We start from the raw sequence: 19,181 nt of genomic DNA, 5'->3' as shown, positions 1-19,181 counted from the left end.
GTGACGAACAGTGGACCCCTGGCCGGGGTGAAAGTGATCGAACTCGGCGGGATCGGGCCGGGTCCGCATGCGGCGATGGTGTTGGCGGATCTCGGGGCCGACGTGGTGCGGGTGCGACGACCCGGCGGGCTGCAGATGCCTGCGGAGAACGTCGATCTGCTGCACCGCGGTAAGCGCGTCGTCGACCTGGACGTGAAGAAGGACCCTGGGGCGCTGCTGGATCTCGCCGCCAAGGCCGACGTGCTGATCGACGCGTTCCGCCCGGGCACCTGTGAGCGGCTCGGCATCGGGCCTGACGAGTGCGCGGCGGTCAACCCGCGGCTGATCTTCGCCCGGATCACGGGGTGGGGACAGCATGGACCGCTGGCGCACACCGCGGGCCACGACATCAACTACCTGTCGCAGACCGGGGTGCTTTCGGCCATCGGCTTTCGCGACCGGCCGCCCGTCGCGCCGCTCAACCTGGTCGCCGACTTCGGCGGCGGATCGATGCTCGTGCTGGTGGGCATCGTGTCGGCGCTGTATGAGCGGGAGCGCTCCGGCAAGGGCCAGGTGATCGACGCGGCGATGGTGGACGGCGTCTCGCTGTTGGCGCAGATCGCGTGGACGATGAAGTCCACCGGCACGCTGCGCGACGAGCGCGAGTCGTTTCTGCTCGACGGCGGCGCCCCGTTCTACCGCACCTACGAGACCGCCGACGGCAAGTACATGGCGGTCGGGGCGATCGAGCCCCAGTTCTTCGCCCAACTGCTGGACGGCCTCGGGCTCACGCCCGACGACGTGCCCAACCAGCTGGATGTCGCGGCTTTTCCCGATATGCGAAAGCTCTTCGCGGAGCGGTTTGCGAGCAAAACCCGCGACGAGTGGACCGAGATCTTCGCAGGCACCGATGCGTGCGTCACCCCCGTGCTCACCTGGACCGAAGCCGCGCAGAACGATCACCTGCGCGCTCGGTCAACCCTGGTGCAGGCCAACGGCGTCGACCAGGCCGCACCCGCACCGCGGTTCTCCCGCACGCCGGCGCCTCCGGTGGGCCCGCCGCCGCAGGCGACCACTCCCATCGAGGACATTCGCTGGTAGCGTTAATTAGCTGTAAATCCCGACACACTGGGGCGATGAGTTAGCTACGCTTTGCCCCATGGCGGTCCGCGCGTCGCGAGAAGTCGTCTTTGAGGCACCCAAAGACGCGATCCTCGACGCGCTCGCCGACATCGAGGCGGTGCCGTCGTGGTCCTCGGTGCACAAGCACACCGAGGTGCTCGACCGCCATCCCGACGGGCGTCCGCACCACGTCAAGGCGACGTTCAAGATCATGGGGATCACCGATAAGGAAGTGCTCGAGTATCACTGGGGCGACAACTGGGTGGTCTGGGATGCCAAGGCCACGTTGCAGCAGCGTGGGCAGCACGGGGAGTACAACCTGACCCCGGTCGGCGAGGATCGGACGCGGGTGCGCTTCGACATCATCATCGATCTGGCTGCGCCGATTCCCGAGTTCCTGCTGCGGCGGGCGAAGAAGATGGTGCTCGACGTCGCGACGGAGAACCTGCGCCAGCGGGTGATGGCACGCCCGTAGCCGTTGTGTGCCCTTTTCGCCCAAAGGGACATTTCGGCGGAAAAGTGCGAGTAGATCCCACCAAAACGTCGATCTCGGCGCCGCGCCGCGGCTACTTGGGGCGCAGCACTTCCAGCCGCCGGATCGCCTCGTCCAACGTGCCGTCGCGTTTGCAGAACGCGAAGCGCACCAGATGGCTCCACGCGCCGGCATGTTCGGCGCCGGGGTCGCAGAACGCCGACATCGGGATGGCCGCGACGCCGGCCTTGTGAGGCAGTTCTGCGCAGAACGCGGCGCTGTCGTCGTAGCCGAGCGGTCGCGGATCGGCGCACAGAAAGTAGGTTCCGGAACTCTCGGCGACCCCGAACCCGATGTCCGTCAACGCGGCGCCGAGCTTGTCACGCCTGGCCTGTAAGGATTCCCGCAGCGCGGCGACCCAGGCCTCTTCGGCGTTGAGCGCATGCGCCACCGCGGGTTGGAACGGCGCACCGCCGACATACGAGAGGTACTGCTTGGCGGCGCGCACGCCGGCGATGAGATCCGCTGTGCCGCACGCCCACCCGATCTTCCAGCCGGTGACGTTGAACATCTTGGCCGCGCTGGAGATCGTCACCGTGCGGGATGCCATTCCCGAGTAGCTGTCGAGCGGGATGTGGCGGCGACCGTCGAACACCAGGTGTTCGTAGACCTCGTCGGTGAGCACGAGCAGGTCGGCGTCGACGGCGAGTTGGGCCAGTGCCCGCAACTCGTCGTCGCCGGCGACCATGCCGGTCGGGTTGTGCGGTGAGTTGACGATCATCGCCCGCGTTTTCGGGGTGACCGCGCGGCGCAGGCCCTCGATGTCGATGCGGAAGGCGCCGCCGTCCTGTATCAGCGGCACCGCGCGCCGCTGGCAGCCGGCCATCGCGATGACGGGGGAGTAGGAGTCGTAGAACGGCTCGATCAGCAGCACCTCGGAGCCGGGCTCCACCAGTCCCAGCACCGCCGCCGCGATCGCCTCCGTCGCGCCGACCGTCACGAGCACCTCGGTGTCGGGGTCGTACTCGCGGCCGTAGAGCCTCTTGCGCTGCCCGGCGATCGCCTCCCGCAGCGGCGCGATGCCCAGCCCGGGCGGGTACTGGTTGGCTCCTTCGGCGATCGCATCCCTGGCGATCTCGAGCATCCGCGGCGGACCGTCCTCGTCGGGAAAGCCCTGGCCCAAGTTCACCGCGCCGATGCGGGCGGCCAGCGCCGACATCTCGGCGAAGATCGTGACCGCATAGGGCTGCAGCCGGCTGACTGTCATAGCCGTCGAGCGTAGGTGCTGCGGCGAACGTGGGTTACCGACACGCAATCCCCGCGATTCGTGTGCCGGTAACCCACGTTCGGCGGGATGCGGGCTGCTCTAGGCCTGCCCAACCAACAGGTTGGCCGAGACTGTTAGGCTGCGGGTCGCAGGACTACCGTCCATAGGAGTCCATAGGACAGGTATCCGGTCCGCCAACCTGAACAGGAAATATCCCCATGTCCGAAGAAGCGTTCATCTACGAGGCCATCCGCACGCCTCGCGGCAAGCAGAAGAACGGCTCGCTCACCGAGGTCAAGCCGATCAACCTGGTCACGGGCCTGATCGACGAGATGCGCCGTCGCCATCCAGATCTCGACGAGAACCTGATCAGCGACCTCATCCTCGGCGTCGTCTCCCCGGTCGGTGACCAGGGCGGCGACATCGCCCGCACGGCCGCGATCGCCGCCGGCCTGCCCGAGACCACCGGCGGGGTGCAGCTCAACCGGTTCTGCGCCTCGGGCCTCGAGGCGGTCAACACCGCGGCGCAGAAAGTGCGCTCCGGCTGGGACGACCTGGTGCTCGCCGGTGGTGTGGAGTCGATGAGCCGCGTGCCGATGGGTTCGGACGGCGGCGCCTGGGCCACCGACCCCGAGACCAACTACAGCGTCGGCTTCGTGCCGCAGGGCATCGGCGCCGACCTGATCGCCACCATCGAGGGGTTCTCCCGCGAGGACGTCGACCGCTACGCGCTGCGCAGCCAGCAGCGGGCCGCCGCGGCGTGGTCGGGCGGCTACTTCGCCAAGTCCATCGTCCCGGTGCGTGACCAGAACGGCCTTGTCATCCTCGACCACGACGAGCACATGCGCCCCGACACCACCATGGAGGGCCTGGCCAAGCTCAAGCCCGCGTTCGAAGGCGTCGGCGCGATGGGCGGCTTCGACGACGTGGCGCTGCAGAAGTACCACTGGGTCGAGAAGATCAACCACGTCCATCACGGCGGGAACAGCTCGGGCATCGTCGACGGCGCCGCGCTGGTGCTCGTCGGCAATGAAAGGGTGGGAAAGGCTCAGAACTTGACGCCGCGTGCCCGCATCGTGGCGACCGCGACCAGCGGTGCCGACCCGGTCATCATGCTCACCGGCCCGATGCCGGCGACCCGCAAGGTGCTCGACCGCGCCGGCCTGACCGTCGACGACATCGACCTGTTCGAGCTCAACGAGGCGTTCGCGTCGGTGGTGTTGAAGTTCCAGAAGGATCTGAACATCCCCGACGAGAAGCTGAACGTCAACGGCGGCGCCATCGCGATGGGTCACCCGCTGGGCGCCACCGGCGCCATGATCACCGGAACCATGGTCGACGAGCTCGAGCGCCGTGGTGCGCGACGCGCGCTGATCACGCTGTGCGTGGGCGGCGGCATGGGTGTGGCCACCATCATCGAGCGGGTTTAGGAGACATCCCCAATGAGCACCGAGAACACCATTCAGTGGGACAAGGACGCCGACGGCATCGTCACCCTGACGCTGGACGACCCCACCGGCTCGGCCAACGTGATGAACGACCACTACAAGGCGTCGATGCACAACACCGTCGAACGCCTTGTCGCCGAGAAGGATTCGATCACCGGCGTCGTCATCACCAGCGCCAAGAAGACGTTCTTCGCCGGCGGTGACCTCAAGAGCATGATTCAGGCCGGCCCGGAGAACGCCGGCGAGATCTTCGACGAGGTCGAGGGCATCAAGGCCGATCTGCGCAAGCTCGAGACCCTGGGCAAGCCCGTCGTCGCCGCGATCAACGGCGCCGCGCTTGGCGGCGGCCTGGAGATCGCGCTGGCATGTCATCACCGCATCGCCGCCGATGTCAAGGGCGTCGTGCTCGGTTTCCCCGAGGTGACGCTCGGCTTGCTGCCCGGCGCGGGCGGCGTGACGCGCAGCGTGCGGATGTTCGGCATCCAGCAGGCCTTCATGGAGGTGCTGAGCCAGGGCACCCGGTTCAAGCCGGGCAAGGCCCTCGAGATCGGGCTGGTCGACGAACTGGTCGACAGCGTCGAGGAGCTGGTGCCCGCGGCCAAGGCCTGGATCAAGGCCAATCCGGACGCCCATACCCAGCCGTGGGATCAGAAGGGCTACAAGATGCCCGGCGGCACGCCGAGCAGCCCGGGCCTGGCCAGCATCCTGCCGTCGTTCCCGGCGTTGCTGAAGAAGCAGCTCAAGGGCGCGCCGATGCCCGCCCCGCGGGCGATCCTCAACGCTGCCGTCGAGGGCGCGCAGGTCGATTTCGACACCGCCAGCCGCATCGAGAGCCGCTACTTCACGTCGCTGGTCACCGGCCAGGTCGCCAAGAACATGATCCAGGCGTTCTTCTTCGACCTGCAGACCATCAACGGCGGCGGCTCGCGGCCCGACGGGATTCCGCAGAGCCGGCCGAAGAAGATCGGCGTGCTCGGCGCGGGCATGATGGGCGCGGCCATCGCCTACGTCTCGGCCAAGGCCGGCTTCGACGTGGTGCTCAAGGACGTCAGCCTCGAGGCCGCGCAGAAGGGCAAGGGCTACTCCGAGAAGCTCGAGGCAAAGGCGCTCGAGCGGGGCAAGACCACCGAAGAGAAATCCAAGGCGCTGCTGGATCGCATCAAGCCGACCGGCGACGCCGCCGACCTCAAGGGCGTCGACTTCGTGATCGAGGCCGTCTTCGAGAACCAGGAACTCAAGCACAAGGTGTTCCAGGAGATCGAGGACATCGTCGAGCCCAACGCGATCCTGGGATCCAACACGTCCACCCTGCCGATCACCGGTCTGGCGACCGGGGTGAAGCGCCAGGAGGACTTCATCGGAATCCACTTCTTCAGCCCCGTCGACAAGATGCCGCTGGTGGAGATCATCAAGGGCGAGAAGACATCCCACGAAGCGCTGGCCCGGGTCTTCGACTACACGCTGGCCATCGGCAAGACGCCGATCGTCGTCAACGACAGCCGTGGCTTCTTCACCAGCCGCGTCATCGGCACGTTCGTCAACGAGGCGCTGGCCATGCTCGGCGAGGGTGTGGAGCCGGCGTCCGTCGAGCAGGCGGGTTCACAGGCCGGATACCCGGCGCCGCCGCTGCAGCTGTCCGACGAACTCAACCTCGAGCTGATGCAGAAGATCGCCACCGAGACCCGCAAGGGTGTCGAGGCCGCGGGCGGCACGTACGAACCGCACCCGGCGGAGGCGGTGGTCAACAAGATGATCGAGCTCGGTCGGCCCGGCCGCGCCAAGGGCGCCGGCTTTTACGAGTACGCCGAAGGCAAGCGGGTCGGGTTGTGGCCGGGGCTGCGGGAGACGTTCAAGTCCGGCAGCGCCGATATCCCGTTGCAGGACATGATCGACCGGATGCTGTTCGCCGAGGCGCTGGAGACCCAGAAGTGCCTCGACGAGGGCGTGATCACCTCGACGGCCGACGCCAACATCGGCTCGATCATGGGCATCGGATTCCCGCCGTGGACCGGCGGCAGCGCCCAGTTCATCGTCGGCTACGAAGGTCCGGCAGGCCGCGGCAAGGAGGCCTTCGTCGCGCGGGCCAAGGAGCTGGCCGCCCGCTACGGCGAGCGGTTCACCCCGCCGGACTCGCTGCTGTAGGACAACTTCCGAGCGCTCACCCGTGTACGGCGCAGACCGTACACGGGTGAGCGCTCGCCGGTCTGCGGCTGGGCGGTGACTAGGGTCAAGCCGTGGCTGAAAGCTTCACCGAAACCTTCGCGGCCGGGCTGGCCGGCTACGGCGACCGGCCCTGCATCCAGTACGAGGGCCGCTGGTATTCCGGCAATGAGATCACCGCCTACGGACGCGCGATCGCCGACGCGTTGCGCGATGCGGGCGTGGCCGACGGTGCCCCGGTCGGGTTGGTGGTGCGCAACCGGATACCGCACGCCGCGGCGATCATCGGCTTCCTCGCCGCCGGGCGGCCGGTGTCGATGATCTACTCGTTTCAGTCACCCGAATCCATCGCCCGCGACATCGAACAGCTGCGCTTGTCGGCCGTCGTCGCCGACGTCGAGGACTGGACCCAACAGGTCATCACCGCCGCGGGACGGGCCGGCAGTGCGGGCGTGGCGATCTCGCTGCGGTCACCGACCGTGACGGCCGTGGCGGGGCTGGACAGGCGCGACGCCGGCCGCGCGCATGCCGAAGCCGAACCCGATGTGGCACTGCAGATCCTGACCAGCGGCACCACCGGGCCGCCGAAACGGCAGTCGATCAAGACCGACGTGCTGCGGCGCACGGTCTTCAGCGTCACCAGCGGAGAGCAAGCCCCAGCGGATGCGCCGCCGGAGCTCGCCTACTGGCAGTTCGGCGGCATCGGGGTGTGCCAGCTGATCGCGGGCGTCTACAACCGCAGACGGATCGTGATGCTGGAACGGTTCAGCGTCGACGGGTACGTGGCGGCGATCAAGGAGCACCGCATCCCGCGTTCGGGCGTGCAGCCGGCGGTGATCCGGATGCTGCTCGACGCCGACGTCGACAAAGAGGACCTGGCGTCGCTGGAGTTTCTGATCAGTGCGTCGGGCCCGCTCGACCCCGAGACCCGGGACGAGTTCGAGCAGCGTTACGGCATCCCCATCGTATTAGCTTACGGTGCAACGGAATTCGCTGGATCACTGTGCGCGTGGACGGCCGAGCTGCAAGCGGAGTTCGGCGCGGCCAAGCGCAACAGCGTCGGCAGGGCGTTGCCGGACACCGAACTTCGCGTCGTCGACCCCGAAACCGGCGCCGAGCTCGCGCCGGATGAGCAGGGGCTGCTGGAGGCGAAAGTCGCCCCGATCGGCCCCGACTGGATCCGCACCACCGACATCGCCTCGGTCGACGTCGACGGGTTCGTGACGTTGCACGGCAGGGCAGATGGCGCGATCAACCGCGGCGGGTTCAAGGTGCTGCCGGAAAACGTCCGGCGCGTGCTGATCTCGCATCCCGCCGTCAAGGACGCCTGCGTCGTGGGAGTGTCCGACAAGCGGTTGGGCCAGGTGCCGTTCGCGGCCATCGAAGTCGCCGACGCAACGGCCGCGCCCTCCGAAGAAGAACTCGCCGAGCTGGTCCGTGCCCAACTGCCGGTGTACAACGTGCCGGTGGCCTTCACCGTCGTCGACGAGCTGCCGCGCAACCCGGCGTTGAAGGTCAGCCTGCCCGCCGTCGCGGCGCTGTATCAACCCCGCTGAGAACGTTCAGATCGAGCCGAGGTCCGCGGACAACCAGTGCTGCGGCCGCATGTAGATCGCGACGGCCTCGCCGTGCTCGCGGCGGGCGACCTCGAGGTAGGCGTCCACCTTGTCGGGCGGGAGATAGCGCTTGGTCATCTCGACCAGTTGTTCGTCGGTGCCGGGCTCGATGCGGCTGACCGGGCCGTCGACCGTCACGTAGCGCACCGACGGTTCCAGGCGCTGCGCCATGAGCGTGAACTCACCCTGCGCCTCGATGAGCCGATGCTTGCGTGAGCCGGCCCCGGTGATCACCCACGGTTCCCCGCCGGGACTGTACTGATACCAGATCGGCACGGTCAGCGGACCGCGCCTGTCACCAGCGCTCACCGACAGCGCGGCGATGTGCGGTTCTGCGAGAAACTGTTCGCGTTCTTCCTTGGAAAGGGCCATCCCGCCAGGCTAGCGGCGGGCGCCCTCAGGTACCGGCGATGCGCGTCAGGCCGCCACCCGGGAGAAGAACGCCATGGTGACGAGGCCGATGATGATCGCGACCTGCGTCTGCCCCATCGCCGCGGTGCTCACGATGCCGGCGACTGCCGCGATGGCGATGACGACAAGAAGAAGGACATAAAACCAGCGGACGCCCACGGCACTACCTGTGCGTCCCGGATGCGTCTCGAACTCACGGCCCACGACCGCCTCCTATGTGGCACAGCTCACATGAAAACTTTCATGTGAGCCACACCATATACCACCAATGTGGTCCTGACGAGCCAACCGTCGTCGTCGTGGTGGAGCTGCGACGTATCCGATTCGAGGTGAGCAGCATGACGGACCTCTGCCATCTACCGGCCCATCAGCTGGTGCAGCTGATGTCAGAGGGGGCCGTCTCGTGCCGCGACGTCGTCCAGGCCCACCTGGACCGCATCGACGCACTCAATCCCGCGCTCAACGCGCTCGTCCAGGCGGTCGATCCGGACGAATGCCTGAGCGCCGCGGAGGCGGCCGACGACCGAGCCGCGCGCGGCGCTGCGCTGGGCCGCGCGCACGGACTGCCGGTCGTCGTCAAGGACGTCATGCTGGTCGCCGGGCTCGAGTGCTCCGGCGGGAGCCCGGCGCTGAGTGCTCGCTCCAGCCGCGACGCGACCGCGGTGGCGCGGCTCCGCGACGAGGGCGCGATCGTGCTGGGACTCACCAACGTTCCCGAGATGGGCCGGGGCGGTGAATCCAACAACAACCTCTACGGACGCACCAACAATCCGTATGACCTGTCGAGAACGCCGGGCGGCAGCAGCGGAGGTTCGGCCGCGCTGGTCGCGACCGGTGGTGCCGCACTGAGTGTCGGGTCGGACGGTGGCGGCAGCATCCGTCAGCCGTGCCACAACACCGGACTCGCCGGCCTGAAACCCACCCATGGCCGAATCCCGCGGACCGGCAGCGTGTTCGGCGACGCGCTGGGCATCTTCGGCCCGTTCAACTGCTACGGCCCGCTCGCACGGTCGGTACGAGACCTGTTTCTCGGGTTGTCGATCATGAACGGACCCGATCTGCGCGACCCGTACGCCGTGCCCGCCCCGCTCGGGGACCCGGACGACGTCGACGTGGCGGGCATGCGGGTCGCCACCTACCTGGACGACGGCATCTCCCCACCCGACGACGACGTCGCGACCGTGGTCACCGACGCGGTTCGGGCGTTGGCGGAGGTCTCCCGGTCCGTCGTGCAGGACGCCCCCGCCTGCCTCGGACGTACGATGAAATTGCTGTGGGAGTCCGTCTTCCTCGGCGGCGACCGTGGGCTGGGCTTCGAGGCCGACCTCGCGGCGATCGACGCGACCGACCCGTCCGAAGAGCTCGCGGAATTCCTCGAACAGGCTCGAGGTGTCGACTTCTCCTTGTCGGAGGCGAGGAGGCGACTGGCCGACATCGACGCGTACCGCATCGAGATGCTGACGTTCATGGACGACTACGACGTGATCGTCGGGCCGGTGATGCCGACCGCGGCCAAACCCCATCATCACGGCCTGGTCGAGGTCTCCGACTTCTCCCACCTGATGGTCCACAACCTGACCGGCTGGCCGGCCGTCGTCGTCCGCTGCGGCACCTCGAAAGACGGGCTGCCCATCGGAGTGCAGGTGGTCGCCAGGCCGTGGGAGGACGCGACGGCGCTTGCGGTGGCGGCCCATCTGGAGAAGGTTTTCGGAGGGTGGCGTTCGCCGCCGATGGTGGGTTCAGTCGCCTAGAGTCGGATGCCATGCGCTTCGGACTGTTCATCCCGCAGGGCTGGCGACTGGATCTGGTGGATATCCCCACCGAAGAGCATTGGCAGGTGATGCGCGGCCTCGCCGGATACGCCGACGGCACCGCGTCCTGGGACTCCCTGTGGGTCTACGACCACTTCCACACCGTGCCGGTGCCCACCCTCGAGGCAACGCATGAGGCGTGGACGCTGATGGCCGCCTACGCGGCGACGACGTCGCGCATCAAGCTCGGCCAGATGTGCACGGCGATGAGTTACCGCAATCCCGCCTATCTGGCCAAGGTCGCCGCCACCACCGACATCATCTCCGGTGGGCGCGTGCAGATGGGGATCGGCGCCGGCTGGTACGAACACGAATGGCGGGCCTACGGGTACGGCTTTCCCTCCGCGGGTGAGCGTCTGGGCCGGCTGGATGAGGGCGTGCAGATCATGCGGGACGCCTGGCGCGACGCGCAGGTCACCTTCCACGGCAAGCACTATCAGGTCGACGGCGCGATCGTGGCGCCGAAACCGTTGCAGGAAAGCGGTATTCCGCTCTGGATCGCCGGCGGCGGCGAGAAGGTGACGTTGCGCATCGCCGCGAAATACGCGCATTACACGAACTTCACCTCAGAACCCGAAGGGTTCGCGCACAAGTCCCAAGTGCTGGCCGAGCACTGCCGTGCCGTCGGCACCGACTACGACGCGATCGTGCGGTCGGCCAACTTCAACTCGGTGATCGGGGAGTCGGAGGCCGACGTCAAGTCTCGGGTCGAGCGGCTCCGTGCCCGTCAGGTCGCCAAGGCCGACGCCGCGGCAGTGGACGCCATGCTGGGTTCGGTCACCGCACCCGAATCCGCCAGCGGCACACCGGAACAGGTTGTCGAGAAACTCGGGCGCATGCGCGAGCTCGGCTGCGAGTACGCGATCCTCTACTTCCCCGAGGCCGCCTACGACCGCTCCGGCATCGAGCTGTTCGAACGCGAGGTCATTCCGGCGCTGAACTAGCCGAAGCGAGTTCGGTCAGGATCTGCTCGGTCGGCGCCCGTCGCGCGTCGCGGTAGCCGGTGCCGGCCCAAAGATGCAGCAGCTCGGGCTCATCGGCGGCCGCGGCCGCCTTTCTCAGCGGGCTGGTGAGGTGGTGGATGGCCGGATAGCCCAGCGGAGCCTGAGACTCGTAGGTGTCGATGAACGCGTTGCGCAGACCGCGGGCGGGCCGGCCGGTGAAGGCGCGGGTGACGACCGTTTCGGTGCGGCCCGCATCGGTCAGTGCCCGCTGATGGGTCGGTGAGGCGCCGCTCTCGTCGGCGAGCAGCAGGATCGTGCCCACCATCGCCGCGGCCGCCCCGGCGTGAAGGACCCCGGACACGTCCGTCGCGGTCGACAGGCCGCCCGCCGCGATCACCGGAAGGCCCACCGTGTCGATCACCGCGCGCACCAGTTCGCCGATGCCGCGCGTGTCAGGGGCCCGCTGCGGATGCAGCGTCGCGGAATGCCCTCCGGCGACATGGGATTGCACGACGAGCATGTCGACCCCTGCCTCCGCCGCCTCCTGCGCCTCCGCCGCCGAGGTGACCGTCTGCACGACGATGGTGCCGGCGCGCCGCAGGCCGGCGATCACGTCGGCGTCGGGAATGCCGAAGGTGAAGCTGGCCACCGGCACGGGCTCGGCGAGCAGCAGGTCGACCTTGGCGCGAAACTCATCGTCGTTCTCGACCGGGTCGCGGGGCAGCGTGACCCCGAGACGGTCGGCCTCGACTCTGAGCGCGTCGGCGTACCGCGTGTACGCCGAGACGGTCACCGGAACGGGGTTCGGGGCGAAAAGGTTGACGCCGAACGGGACCCCCGCGGCGCGGACGGCCGAGATCTCGGCGGCGAGCGCCTCCGGTGTCTTGTAGCCGGCCGCCACGAAACCCAGCCCGCCTGCGCGGGCGGCGGACACCACCATCGCGGGGGTGGTCGGCCCGCCCGACATCGGTGCGGCGATCACCGGAATGCTCAGACCCAGGTCTGTCAGTGGCGACGTCATCGATCCCCTCTCCGGGTCCAGTCTTCATCGAGTATTGACATCGCCGCCGGCATTCGCCATGGTGACCGCACCGACCCGGCGAGATCACGCGAATGCGAGGTGGCAGGATTCAGGACATGGAGAAGATGTCACTCGTCGCGCTCGCCCGCGAGCAGCTGGACAAGGCCCGCGCTGCCAAGAGTGGCCGCGCCGCGCACACCGTCTACGGCGGCCATGAGCATTCGCTGCGCCAGACGTTGATCGCGCTGACGGCGGGCACCAACCTCGACGAGCACGAAAGTCCCGGCGAGGCCACCTTGTATGTGCTGCAGGGCCGGGTCAGGGTGACCGATTCACAGCACGGCTGGGAGGGCTCGGCGGGCGATCACATCGTCATTCCGCGCAGCCGTCACGCGCTGGAAGCCCTCGAGGATTCCGCGGTGCTGCTGACCGTCGCGAAAGACGTTGGGCGACACACCTGATCCGGGTGGCCTAGATGGCCGGGCCGAGTAGGTCGTCGGCGTCTTTGATCACGTATCCGTAGCCCTGCTCGGCGAGGAAACGTTGACGGTGCGCGGCGTACTCGGCGTCGAGGCTGTCGCGCGAGACCACCGAGTAGAAGACCGCACCGCCGCCGTCGGCCTTGGGGCGCAGCAGCCGTCCCAGTCGCTGGGCCTCCTCCTGGCGCGAACCAAACGTTCCCGAAACCTGCACCGCCACACTGGCTTCGGGTAGGTCGATCGAGAAGTTGGCCACCTTGGACACCACCAGCGTGGAGACCTCACCGCGGCGAAACGCATCGAACAACGCCTCGCGTTCCGCGGTCTTGGTCGAGCCCTGGATCACCGGGGCGTTCAACTCCGCGCCGAGTTCCTCGAGCTGTTCGAGGTAGGCACCGATCACCAGCGTCTGCTCGCCTTGATGCTTGTCGAGAATCGACTTCACCACCGCGATCTTGGTGTGCACCGTCGAGCACAGCTTGTAGCGTTCGTCGGGTTCGGCGACCGCGTAGAGCATTCGCTCGTTGTCGGTCATCGTCACTCGGACCTCGATGCACTCGGCGGGCGCGATCCAGCCCTGGGCCTCGATGTCCTTCCACGGCGCGTCGTAGCGTTTCGGCCCGATCAGGCTGAACACGTCGCCCTCGCGGCCGTCCTCGCGGATCAGCGTCGCGGTCAACCCGAGCCGGCGCCGGGACTGCAGGTCCGCGGTCATCCGGAACACCGGAGCGGGCAGCAGGTGCACCTCATCGTAGATGATCAGCCCCCAGTCACGGCTGTCGAACAACTCCAGGTGGCGGTACTCACCTTTGGTGCGGCGGGTGATCACCTGGTAGGTGGCGATGGTGACGGGCCGGATCTCCTTGCGCTCGCCGGAGTACTCGCCGATCTCGTTCTCGGTGAGCGACGTCCGGTTGATCAGCTCGCGTTTCCACTGCCGGCCCGCGACCGTGTTGGTGACCAGAATCAGGGTGGTCGCCGAGGCCTTGGCCATCGCGGCCGCGCCGACCAGCGTCTTGCCCGCCCCGCACGGCAAGACCACGACGCCGGAGCCGCCCGACCAGAACGACTCGGCGGCCATCTCCTGGTAATCGCGCAGGTGCCAGCCGTTCTGGGCCAGGCTGATCGGATGCTTCTCGCCGTCCACGTATCCCGCGAGATCCTCGGCGGGCCAGCCGATTTTGAGCAGCATCTGCTTGACGCGCCCGCGTTCGCTGTTGTGCACGACGACGGTGTCCTCGTCGATGCGTTCGCCCAGCATCGGCGCGATCTTCTTGTTGCGCAGCACCTCTTCGAGCACCGCGCGGTCCAGGCTGACCAAGGTGAGCCCGTGGGCCGGATGCTTGACCAGCTGCAGGCGCCCGTAGCGCGCCATGGTGTCGACGATGTCGACGAGCAGCGGCTGCGGCACCGCGTATCGGGAGAAGCTCACCAGCGCGTCGACCACCTGCTCGGCGTCGTGGCCGGCCGCCCGGGCGTTCCACAGCGCCAGCGGCGTGATGCGGTAGGTGTGGATGTGCTCGGGCGCGCGCTCCAGCTCGGCGAACGGAGCGATCGCTGCGCGTGCCTCCCCGGCCTGGGCGTGGTCGACTTCGAGCAGCACCGTTTTGTCGGACTGCACGATCAAGGGGCCGTCGGTCATGCGCGACTCCCCATCGGTTCTGGCTGCCTGGTCATCCCGTCCATTATCCGGATGCCCCGGACACCGGCCGGCACGAGCGTGCGCGAACTGCGGCTTTGCCGCGGCGTGTCGCCCTCAGACACGCGCGCTCGCCGCGAAGACACAGGGCTAGGCCGAGACCACCGAGGTGACGCGGTGGATCGCGAACTCGCGCATCCGCCCGGTGGCCGGATCATATGCGGTCAGCTGGCCGCCGCGGACGTTGACCGGGGCCACCACCCGCTGCGTGGCCACCCCCGCGGGATCGACGTAGCCGATCACCACCGACGTCTGCCGATGCGCGGCCTCCTGCAGCTGCGAGATCGCCACGGCCGGGTCGAGGCGCATGTTGCCCGCGGGGCTGGCGGCGACCTTGCGCAGCACGGCGACGATCGCGCTGAGCGTCTGGGTGGTGGGCGTCGGCGGTCGATACGCGCGGCGCCGGCCCGTCGGCGCCGGAACCCGCGCGCCCCGGGCGCGGATGTCGACGATGGCGCCGGTGGAGTCCTCGGCTGCGGGCGCGAACCCGGCGGCCCGCAGCGCGGCGAGCACCTCGGCGATCGGCGCCTGCGACACCGCGACCGTCGGGGCGAGCAGCCGCAGCTCCACGGCGTCGGTGGCCGGCGCGGCAACCGCCTGCGCCAGCAGGGCGGCGTCCTCGCAACGCACGAACGAGGCGGCCATGCCGACCCGCAGCTGGCCGTGCCTGCGGGCCACATCGTCGATGAGATATGTCAGCCCTTGCGGCACCGGGGTTTTGGAGTGCCTGCTGAACAGCGAGTGCAGGTCACCGGCGGTCCGGCCGGTGTCCAGGGCGCGGCGCACCGACGCTTCGCTGATGCGGTACACCATCGCCGCGCCCGCCGACTCCACGTCGGCGACCGCGGCCAGTTGCTCGGCCAGGTCGCGTTCCAGCGGACCGGGGACGACGACGGTGAGGTCGGCCTGCAGCAGGAAGTGGTCGATCGGCCTGGGCAGCACTTTGTCCATCGCCTTGACGACGTCCTCGGGGGGATCGCCTGCCAGCAGGGCCCGTATCGGGCTGGCGATGGCGCCGCGTCCCAGCACGCCGAGCGCATGTGCCTCGGTCAGCAGGTCACCCACCGGTGCGGGCTGCAGTCGCACGGCCCAGCGCGGCCTGCGCCAGATCATCGCCAGCGACGCCTCCCTCGCCTCCACGCCCGCACCGGGCGGCAGGTCCGCCAGCACCTCCAGCAGCAGACGCCGATCCAGCGGCGCCGCGGTCGAGAACAGCGAGTCAGAAAGCGCGGCATACGGTTTGCCGTCGGGGCCGCGGTTGCCGATGAGACCGGGCCTGCCCGGCAGGTCGAGCCAGGTCGACGCCAGCAGATGCCACTTGGCCGCCGTCGGCGATTCCACGAACCGGTCGGAGGCGACCGTGGGCGCCCAGTACGGGCCCGCGTCGCCGGGCGGCTCCGGCTCGGGCATGCCCGCCGCGATCAGCCCGGCCGCCGCAGACAGCTCGAGGATCAGGCCGAGCCGGCGCTCTTCGATGCCGGTGTTCTTCGCCAGTCGCTTGAGGTCGCGGACGCCGAGCCCGCCGCTGCGCAACTCGGGCACCGGGTTGGCGCTGAGCGTGTCGAGCACCAGCTCGACCTCACGCAGCAGGTCGATCACCGCTCCGGCCGCGACCGCGTCGACGTCTGCGGCGGTGGTGGTCGAGACCACCGGGTCGGGCGGGGTCAAAGTCACCGGCCCGGGCAGCTCACCGCGCAGCGCCTGGCCGACCAGCCGCGGCAGGATCACCGTCTCGGAGTCCAGTTGGCGCAGCAACCCGGCCGACAGCAGGCGCTGCACCGGGCGGTCGGGCGGGGTGCCCGGCGCGGCGTCGCGGGTGCGGCCGACCGGTGAGCCTTCCAGCAGCTTGCGCAACAGCTCGTGTTGCGCCTCGTCCAGTGCGGCCAGCCGGTCGGAGAGATCGGTGTGGTCGGTGTTTTCGACGCTGGTCTGGCCGGGATACCAGGGCAACCCGGCGGCCGCTTCGGCGGCCACCCGCACCGTGTCGTCGCCCCACACCAGCGCGCGCTCACGCAGGCCGTCGACGGCCGCGACGACGGCCTCTTGCGGCGCTCGGGCGCCGATCAGCTCCAGCAGCTTGGTCAGCGGCACACCCGTGGTGTCGGCATGCAGCACCAGAAGGGCGTCCAGCACCGCCAGGTGCAGGTAGTCGAGGTCGTCGGTGGCGGCTTTGACCGATTGCCGCGCCTGCGCGCGGGCCGCCAGGGCGGCGATGGTGCCCGGCGGCGGTTGGGTGAGGTCGGGTCGCAGCTCCAGCAGCCGGATGAGCCGCTCGTCGGGCAGGTCGGCCAACCAGGCGCCCAGCGGCACCACCCTTGCCGACTCCCCGGTGGCTTCGCTCCCGCCCTCCGCCGCGTTTTCGGTCATTGCCGACAAGAGTAGGCCAGCACGCCGGTGTCGCTACTGGCCACCGTATTTGCCACAATGTGAGCGTGGCAGACAACAAGCGACAGAAGAAGCAGTACGTCGACCCAGGCTGGCCGGCGATCGACGGTGAGGACGACCATGCGGTGAGCGAGCTCGCCGCCGACCGCACCGGCGCGCTGTCGCCGTTCGGGGATCTCGAGTTTCCCCTGCCGCCCGACGACCTGCCCTACCTACATCCGGTCACCGTCGTCAACAGGTAACGGTGTCCGACGGCGCTGAGAGTGGTCAGCCCGGCTCGGCCGGGCGCCGCCTCTCCCACGTCGACGAAACGGGCGCGGCGCACATGGTCGACGTGACCCCCAAAGAGGCCACCAAGCGCACCGCCGTAGCGGCGGGCGCCCTCATCACCACCGCAGACGTCGTCGCGCTGATCGCGTCGGGCGGGCTGCCCAAAGGCGACGCGCTGGCCACCGCCCGCGTCGCGGGCATCCTGGCCGCCAAGAGGACCAGCGACCTCATTCCGCTCTGCCATCAACTGGCTCTCACCGGCGTCGACGTGGACTTCGAGATCGGCGACACCGAGGTGGCCATCACCGCGACCGTGCGCACCACCGACCGCACCGGCGTCGAGATGGAGGCGTTGACCGCCGTGAGCCTCGCCGCGCTGACGCTCTACGACATGATCAAGGCCGTCGACCCCGCCGCCCGCATCGAGAACGTGCGGGTGTTGCGCAAAGAGGGCGGCAAGACCGGGACATGGACGCGAACGTGAAATCCGGGCGGGTGGTCATCGCGTCGACACGGGCCGCGGCCGGCGTGTACGAGGACCGGTGCGGCCCGATCGTCGTCGACTGGCTCAACCAACGCGACATCGTCACCCCGCCACCGGTGGTCGTCGCCGACGGGCCTGCGGTGGCCGAGGCCCTGCTCGGCGCGATCGACGAAAACGCCGACGTGGTGATCACCTCCGGTGGCACCGGGATCTCACCCACCGACCGGACCGCGGACACCACCGCCGGCATCGTCGACTACCAGATCCCGGGGCTGGCCGACGCGATCCGGCGCTCCGGGCTGCCGAAGGTGCCGACGTCGATTCTGTCGCGGGGCGTCTGTGGCGTGCGGGGCCGGACCCTGATCATCAACCTGCCGGGCTCGCCCGGGGGGGTGAAGGACGGCCTCGGCGTGCTCGACGACGTTCTCGAGCACGCCCTGGATCAACTGGCGGGCGGAGACCACCAACGATGACCGATGTGCTGCGCGCAGAGGTGACCGAACACGTCATCGAGCTGGCTGAACACGAGGCGCTGGTCGCCCACGAGTCGGCCGGCGCGGTCGTCGGGTTCGCCGGGGTGGTCCGGGACCACGACGGCGGGCGCACGGTCACCCGGCTGGAGTACTCCGCGCATCCCTCAGCGCAGCAGACGCTGGCTGACGTGGCCGCCGAGATCGCCGCGGACTGTCACGGCGTGCGCGCGATCGCGGTCAGCCACCGCATCGGCGCGCTGCAGATCGGCGATGCCGCCCTGGTCGCCGCGGTGGCCGCCGACCATCGCGCGGCCGCGTTCGAGACGTGCGCGCGGCTGGTCGACATGGTCAAAGACCGGATTCCCGTCTGGAAGCACCAGTTCTTCGCCGACGGCACCGAGGAGTGGGTGAACTCCGCGTAGTGTGCGTGCGCCGTCCGGTCAGGCCGGAGGCAGCGGCGGCGCGGGCGCGGGCGGAGCGACCGGCAGGTTCGGCGCGGGGCCACCCGGGGTGTCGGGAGTCGTCAGCGGACGCTGGGTCAGCGCCAGCAGCGCATCCGTCCCGGTGATCTCCTGGGTCTGGATCGCGTGCCAGATCTCCTTGAGATAGCTGACGTTCGGGCTCTGCGTCGACGCCTGGGAACGATCCGTCGTGGTGCCCGGCGGCAGGTTCTCCGGGCTGGCCAGGTGCGGCACCCCTTCCGGCGGCAACGGCACCTCGCCGCTGACGACCTGGTTGGCCACGTTCATCGCCGGGGCGGGGATGTCCACGGCGTTCAGCGGCGCCAGCGGGTCGACGGGGGCCGGCGCGGGCGGCGCCGGGGGAGCCGGCTGCAGCGCCGGGTCTACCGGCGCCGGGCTCTGCGGGGCATTCAGCGACCACAGCTGCGGCTGCTCAGAAGGCACCAAGCCCTCATCGACGACGTCCCAGTCGCCGACGGTCTGCGCGACCGTGTCCTCGATCGGCGGGGCCGCAGGCGCGGGCGCCGGCGGCGGAGGCGGTGGGGCCTCGGGCAGTGGTGCGGCCAGCATGTCGACCGGCGCGGGAGGCGGCGGCGGTGCGAAGGGGTCGGCGGGCGGCGGAGGCGGCGGGGCCTCGGGCAGTGGTGCGGCCAGCATGTCGACCGGCGCGGGAGGCGGC

The 19,181-nt window shown here is 69.1% G+C and carries 18 protein-coding genes and 1 pseudogene; 12 read left to right on the top strand and 7 right to left on the bottom strand.

The window, feature by feature from the left end; genetic code table 11:
• Both MELE44368_RS18260 and MELE44368_RS18255 read left to right on the top strand, forming a co-directional pair.
• Complete coding sequence (locus tag MELE44368_RS18260) at positions 1 to 1,080, top strand: CaiB/BaiF CoA transferase family protein (protein WP_128109792.1); 1,080 nt, start codon at positions 1 to 3, stop codon at positions 1,078 to 1,080.
• A gap of 58 nt (positions 1,081 to 1,138) precedes the next feature.
• Positions 1,139 to 1,576, top strand: coding sequence for an SRPBCC family protein (locus MELE44368_RS18255; protein WP_128109791.1), 438 nt, complete (start codon positions 1,139 to 1,141; stop codon positions 1,574 to 1,576).
• 91 nt (positions 1,577 to 1,667) lie between these two features.
• Here MELE44368_RS18255 and MELE44368_RS18250 read toward each other — a convergent pair whose 3' ends face one another.
• Positions 1,668 to 2,840 (bottom strand): pyridoxal phosphate-dependent aminotransferase, encoded by a 1,173-nt coding sequence (locus MELE44368_RS18250; protein WP_128109790.1) that lies wholly within the window; start codon positions 2,838 to 2,840, stop codon positions 1,668 to 1,670.
• Positions 2,841 to 3,058: 218 nt separating this feature from the next.
• Here MELE44368_RS18250 and MELE44368_RS18245 point away from each other — a divergent pair, with 218 nt between their 5' ends.
• From MELE44368_RS18245 to MELE44368_RS18235, 3 genes are all read left to right on the top strand, one after another.
• Entirely contained in the window at positions 3,059 to 4,270 is a 1,212-nt protein-coding gene (locus MELE44368_RS18245; protein ID WP_128109789.1) for an acetyl-CoA C-acetyltransferase, read from the top strand.
• A gap of 12 nt (positions 4,271 to 4,282) precedes the next feature.
• The gene (locus MELE44368_RS18240; protein WP_128109788.1) at positions 4,283 to 6,430 is read left to right on the top strand and encodes a 3-hydroxyacyl-CoA dehydrogenase NAD-binding domain-containing protein; all 2,148 of its coding nucleotides are present in this window, start codon (positions 4,283 to 4,285) and stop codon (positions 6,428 to 6,430) included.
• 92 nt (positions 6,431 to 6,522) lie between these two features.
• Positions 6,523 to 8,004 carry a class I adenylate-forming enzyme family protein gene (locus tag MELE44368_RS18235; RefSeq protein WP_128109787.1) on the top strand — a complete coding sequence of 494 codons (1,482 nt, stop codon included), beginning with the start codon at positions 6,523 to 6,525 and terminating at the stop codon, positions 8,002 to 8,004.
• A gap of 6 nt (positions 8,005 to 8,010) precedes the next feature.
• On the opposite strand, the gene MELE44368_RS18230 is transcribed toward MELE44368_RS18235, so the two are convergent.
• Entirely contained in the window at positions 8,011 to 8,436 is a 426-nt protein-coding gene (locus MELE44368_RS18230; protein WP_128109786.1) for a pyridoxamine 5'-phosphate oxidase family protein, read from the bottom strand.
• A gap of 45 nt (positions 8,437 to 8,481) precedes the next feature.
• Entirely contained in the window at positions 8,482 to 8,679 is a 198-nt protein-coding gene (locus MELE44368_RS18225; RefSeq protein WP_128109785.1) for a hypothetical protein, read from the bottom strand.
• 134 nt (positions 8,680 to 8,813) lie between these two features.
• Here MELE44368_RS18225 and MELE44368_RS18220 point away from each other — a divergent pair, with 134 nt between their 5' ends.
• Positions 8,814 to 10,226, top strand: coding sequence for an amidase (locus tag MELE44368_RS18220; RefSeq protein WP_128109784.1), 1,413 nt, complete (start codon positions 8,814 to 8,816; stop codon positions 10,224 to 10,226).
• Between the two features lie 11 nt (positions 10,227 to 10,237).
• Entirely contained in the window at positions 10,238 to 11,230 is a 993-nt protein-coding gene (locus MELE44368_RS18215; RefSeq protein ID WP_128109783.1) for an LLM class F420-dependent oxidoreductase, read from the top strand.
• Here MELE44368_RS18215 and MELE44368_RS18210 read toward each other — a convergent pair.
• The gene (locus MELE44368_RS18210; RefSeq protein WP_128109782.1) at positions 11,211 to 12,251 is read right to left on the bottom strand and encodes an NAD(P)H-dependent flavin oxidoreductase; all 1,041 of its coding nucleotides are present in this window, start codon (positions 12,249 to 12,251) and stop codon (positions 11,211 to 11,213) included. The genes MELE44368_RS18215 and MELE44368_RS18210 overlap by 20 nt on opposite strands.
• 116 nt (positions 12,252 to 12,367) lie before the next feature.
• Between MELE44368_RS18210 and MELE44368_RS18205 the strand changes: the two genes are divergently transcribed.
• The gene (locus MELE44368_RS18205; RefSeq protein ID WP_128109781.1) at positions 12,368 to 12,712 is read left to right on the top strand and encodes a cupin domain-containing protein; all 345 of its coding nucleotides are present in this window, start codon (positions 12,368 to 12,370) and stop codon (positions 12,710 to 12,712) included.
• A gap of 10 nt (positions 12,713 to 12,722) precedes the next feature.
• Here MELE44368_RS18205 and MELE44368_RS18200 read toward each other — a convergent pair whose 3' ends face one another.
• Positions 12,723 to 14,372, bottom strand: a complete 1,650-nt coding sequence (locus tag MELE44368_RS18200) for a DNA repair helicase XPB (RefSeq protein WP_128109780.1) — start codon at positions 14,370 to 14,372, stop codon at positions 12,723 to 12,725.
• Between the two features lie 147 nt (positions 14,373 to 14,519).
• Positions 14,520 to 15,380, bottom strand: a complete 861-nt coding sequence (locus MELE44368_RS27530) for a helicase-associated domain-containing protein (protein ID WP_409366136.1) — start codon at positions 15,378 to 15,380, stop codon at positions 14,520 to 14,522.
• A gap of 1,481 nt (positions 15,381 to 16,861) precedes the next feature.
• On the opposite strand from MELE44368_RS27530, the gene MELE44368_RS18190 reads away from it, so the two are divergent.
• From MELE44368_RS18190 to MELE44368_RS18175, 4 genes are all read left to right on the top strand, one after another.
• Positions 16,862 to 17,056 carry a hypothetical protein gene (locus tag MELE44368_RS18190; RefSeq protein WP_205634910.1) on the top strand — a complete coding sequence of 65 codons (195 nt, stop codon included), beginning with the start codon at positions 16,862 to 16,864 and terminating at the stop codon, positions 17,054 to 17,056.
• Positions 17,057 to 17,139: 83 nt separating this feature from the next.
• Positions 17,140 to 17,568, top strand: coding sequence for a cyclic pyranopterin monophosphate synthase MoaC (moaC, locus tag MELE44368_RS18185; RefSeq protein WP_241566679.1), 429 nt, complete (start codon positions 17,140 to 17,142; stop codon positions 17,566 to 17,568).
• Positions 17,553 to 18,041 carry a MogA/MoaB family molybdenum cofactor biosynthesis protein gene (locus MELE44368_RS18180; protein ID WP_064927942.1) on the top strand — a complete coding sequence of 163 codons (489 nt, stop codon included), beginning with the start codon at positions 17,553 to 17,555 and terminating at the stop codon, positions 18,039 to 18,041. Before moaC ends, MELE44368_RS18180 begins: the two co-directional genes overlap by 16 nt.
• Positions 18,038 to 18,463: a molybdenum cofactor biosynthesis protein MoaE gene (locus MELE44368_RS18175; RefSeq protein ID WP_128109776.1), complete on the top strand. Its 426-nt coding sequence runs from the start codon at positions 18,038 to 18,040 to the stop codon at positions 18,461 to 18,463. Before MELE44368_RS18180 ends, MELE44368_RS18175 begins: the two co-directional genes overlap by 4 nt.
• Before the next feature lie 18 nt (positions 18,464 to 18,481).
• On the opposite strand, the pseudogene MELE44368_RS18170 reads toward MELE44368_RS18175, so the two are convergent.
• A pseudogene (locus MELE44368_RS18170) lies at positions 18,482 to 19,181 on the bottom strand (transglycosylase family protein); the annotation flags it as partial.

It is taken from the genome of Mycolicibacterium elephantis DSM 44368, assembly GCF_004014805.1.
In the GTDB taxonomy this organism is placed as follows: domain Bacteria; phylum Actinomycetota; class Actinomycetes; order Mycobacteriales; family Mycobacteriaceae; genus Mycobacterium; species Mycobacterium elephantis.
Note: the sequence above shows the minus strand (reverse complement) of the source record. Positions and strands in the feature narration are given on the sequence as shown.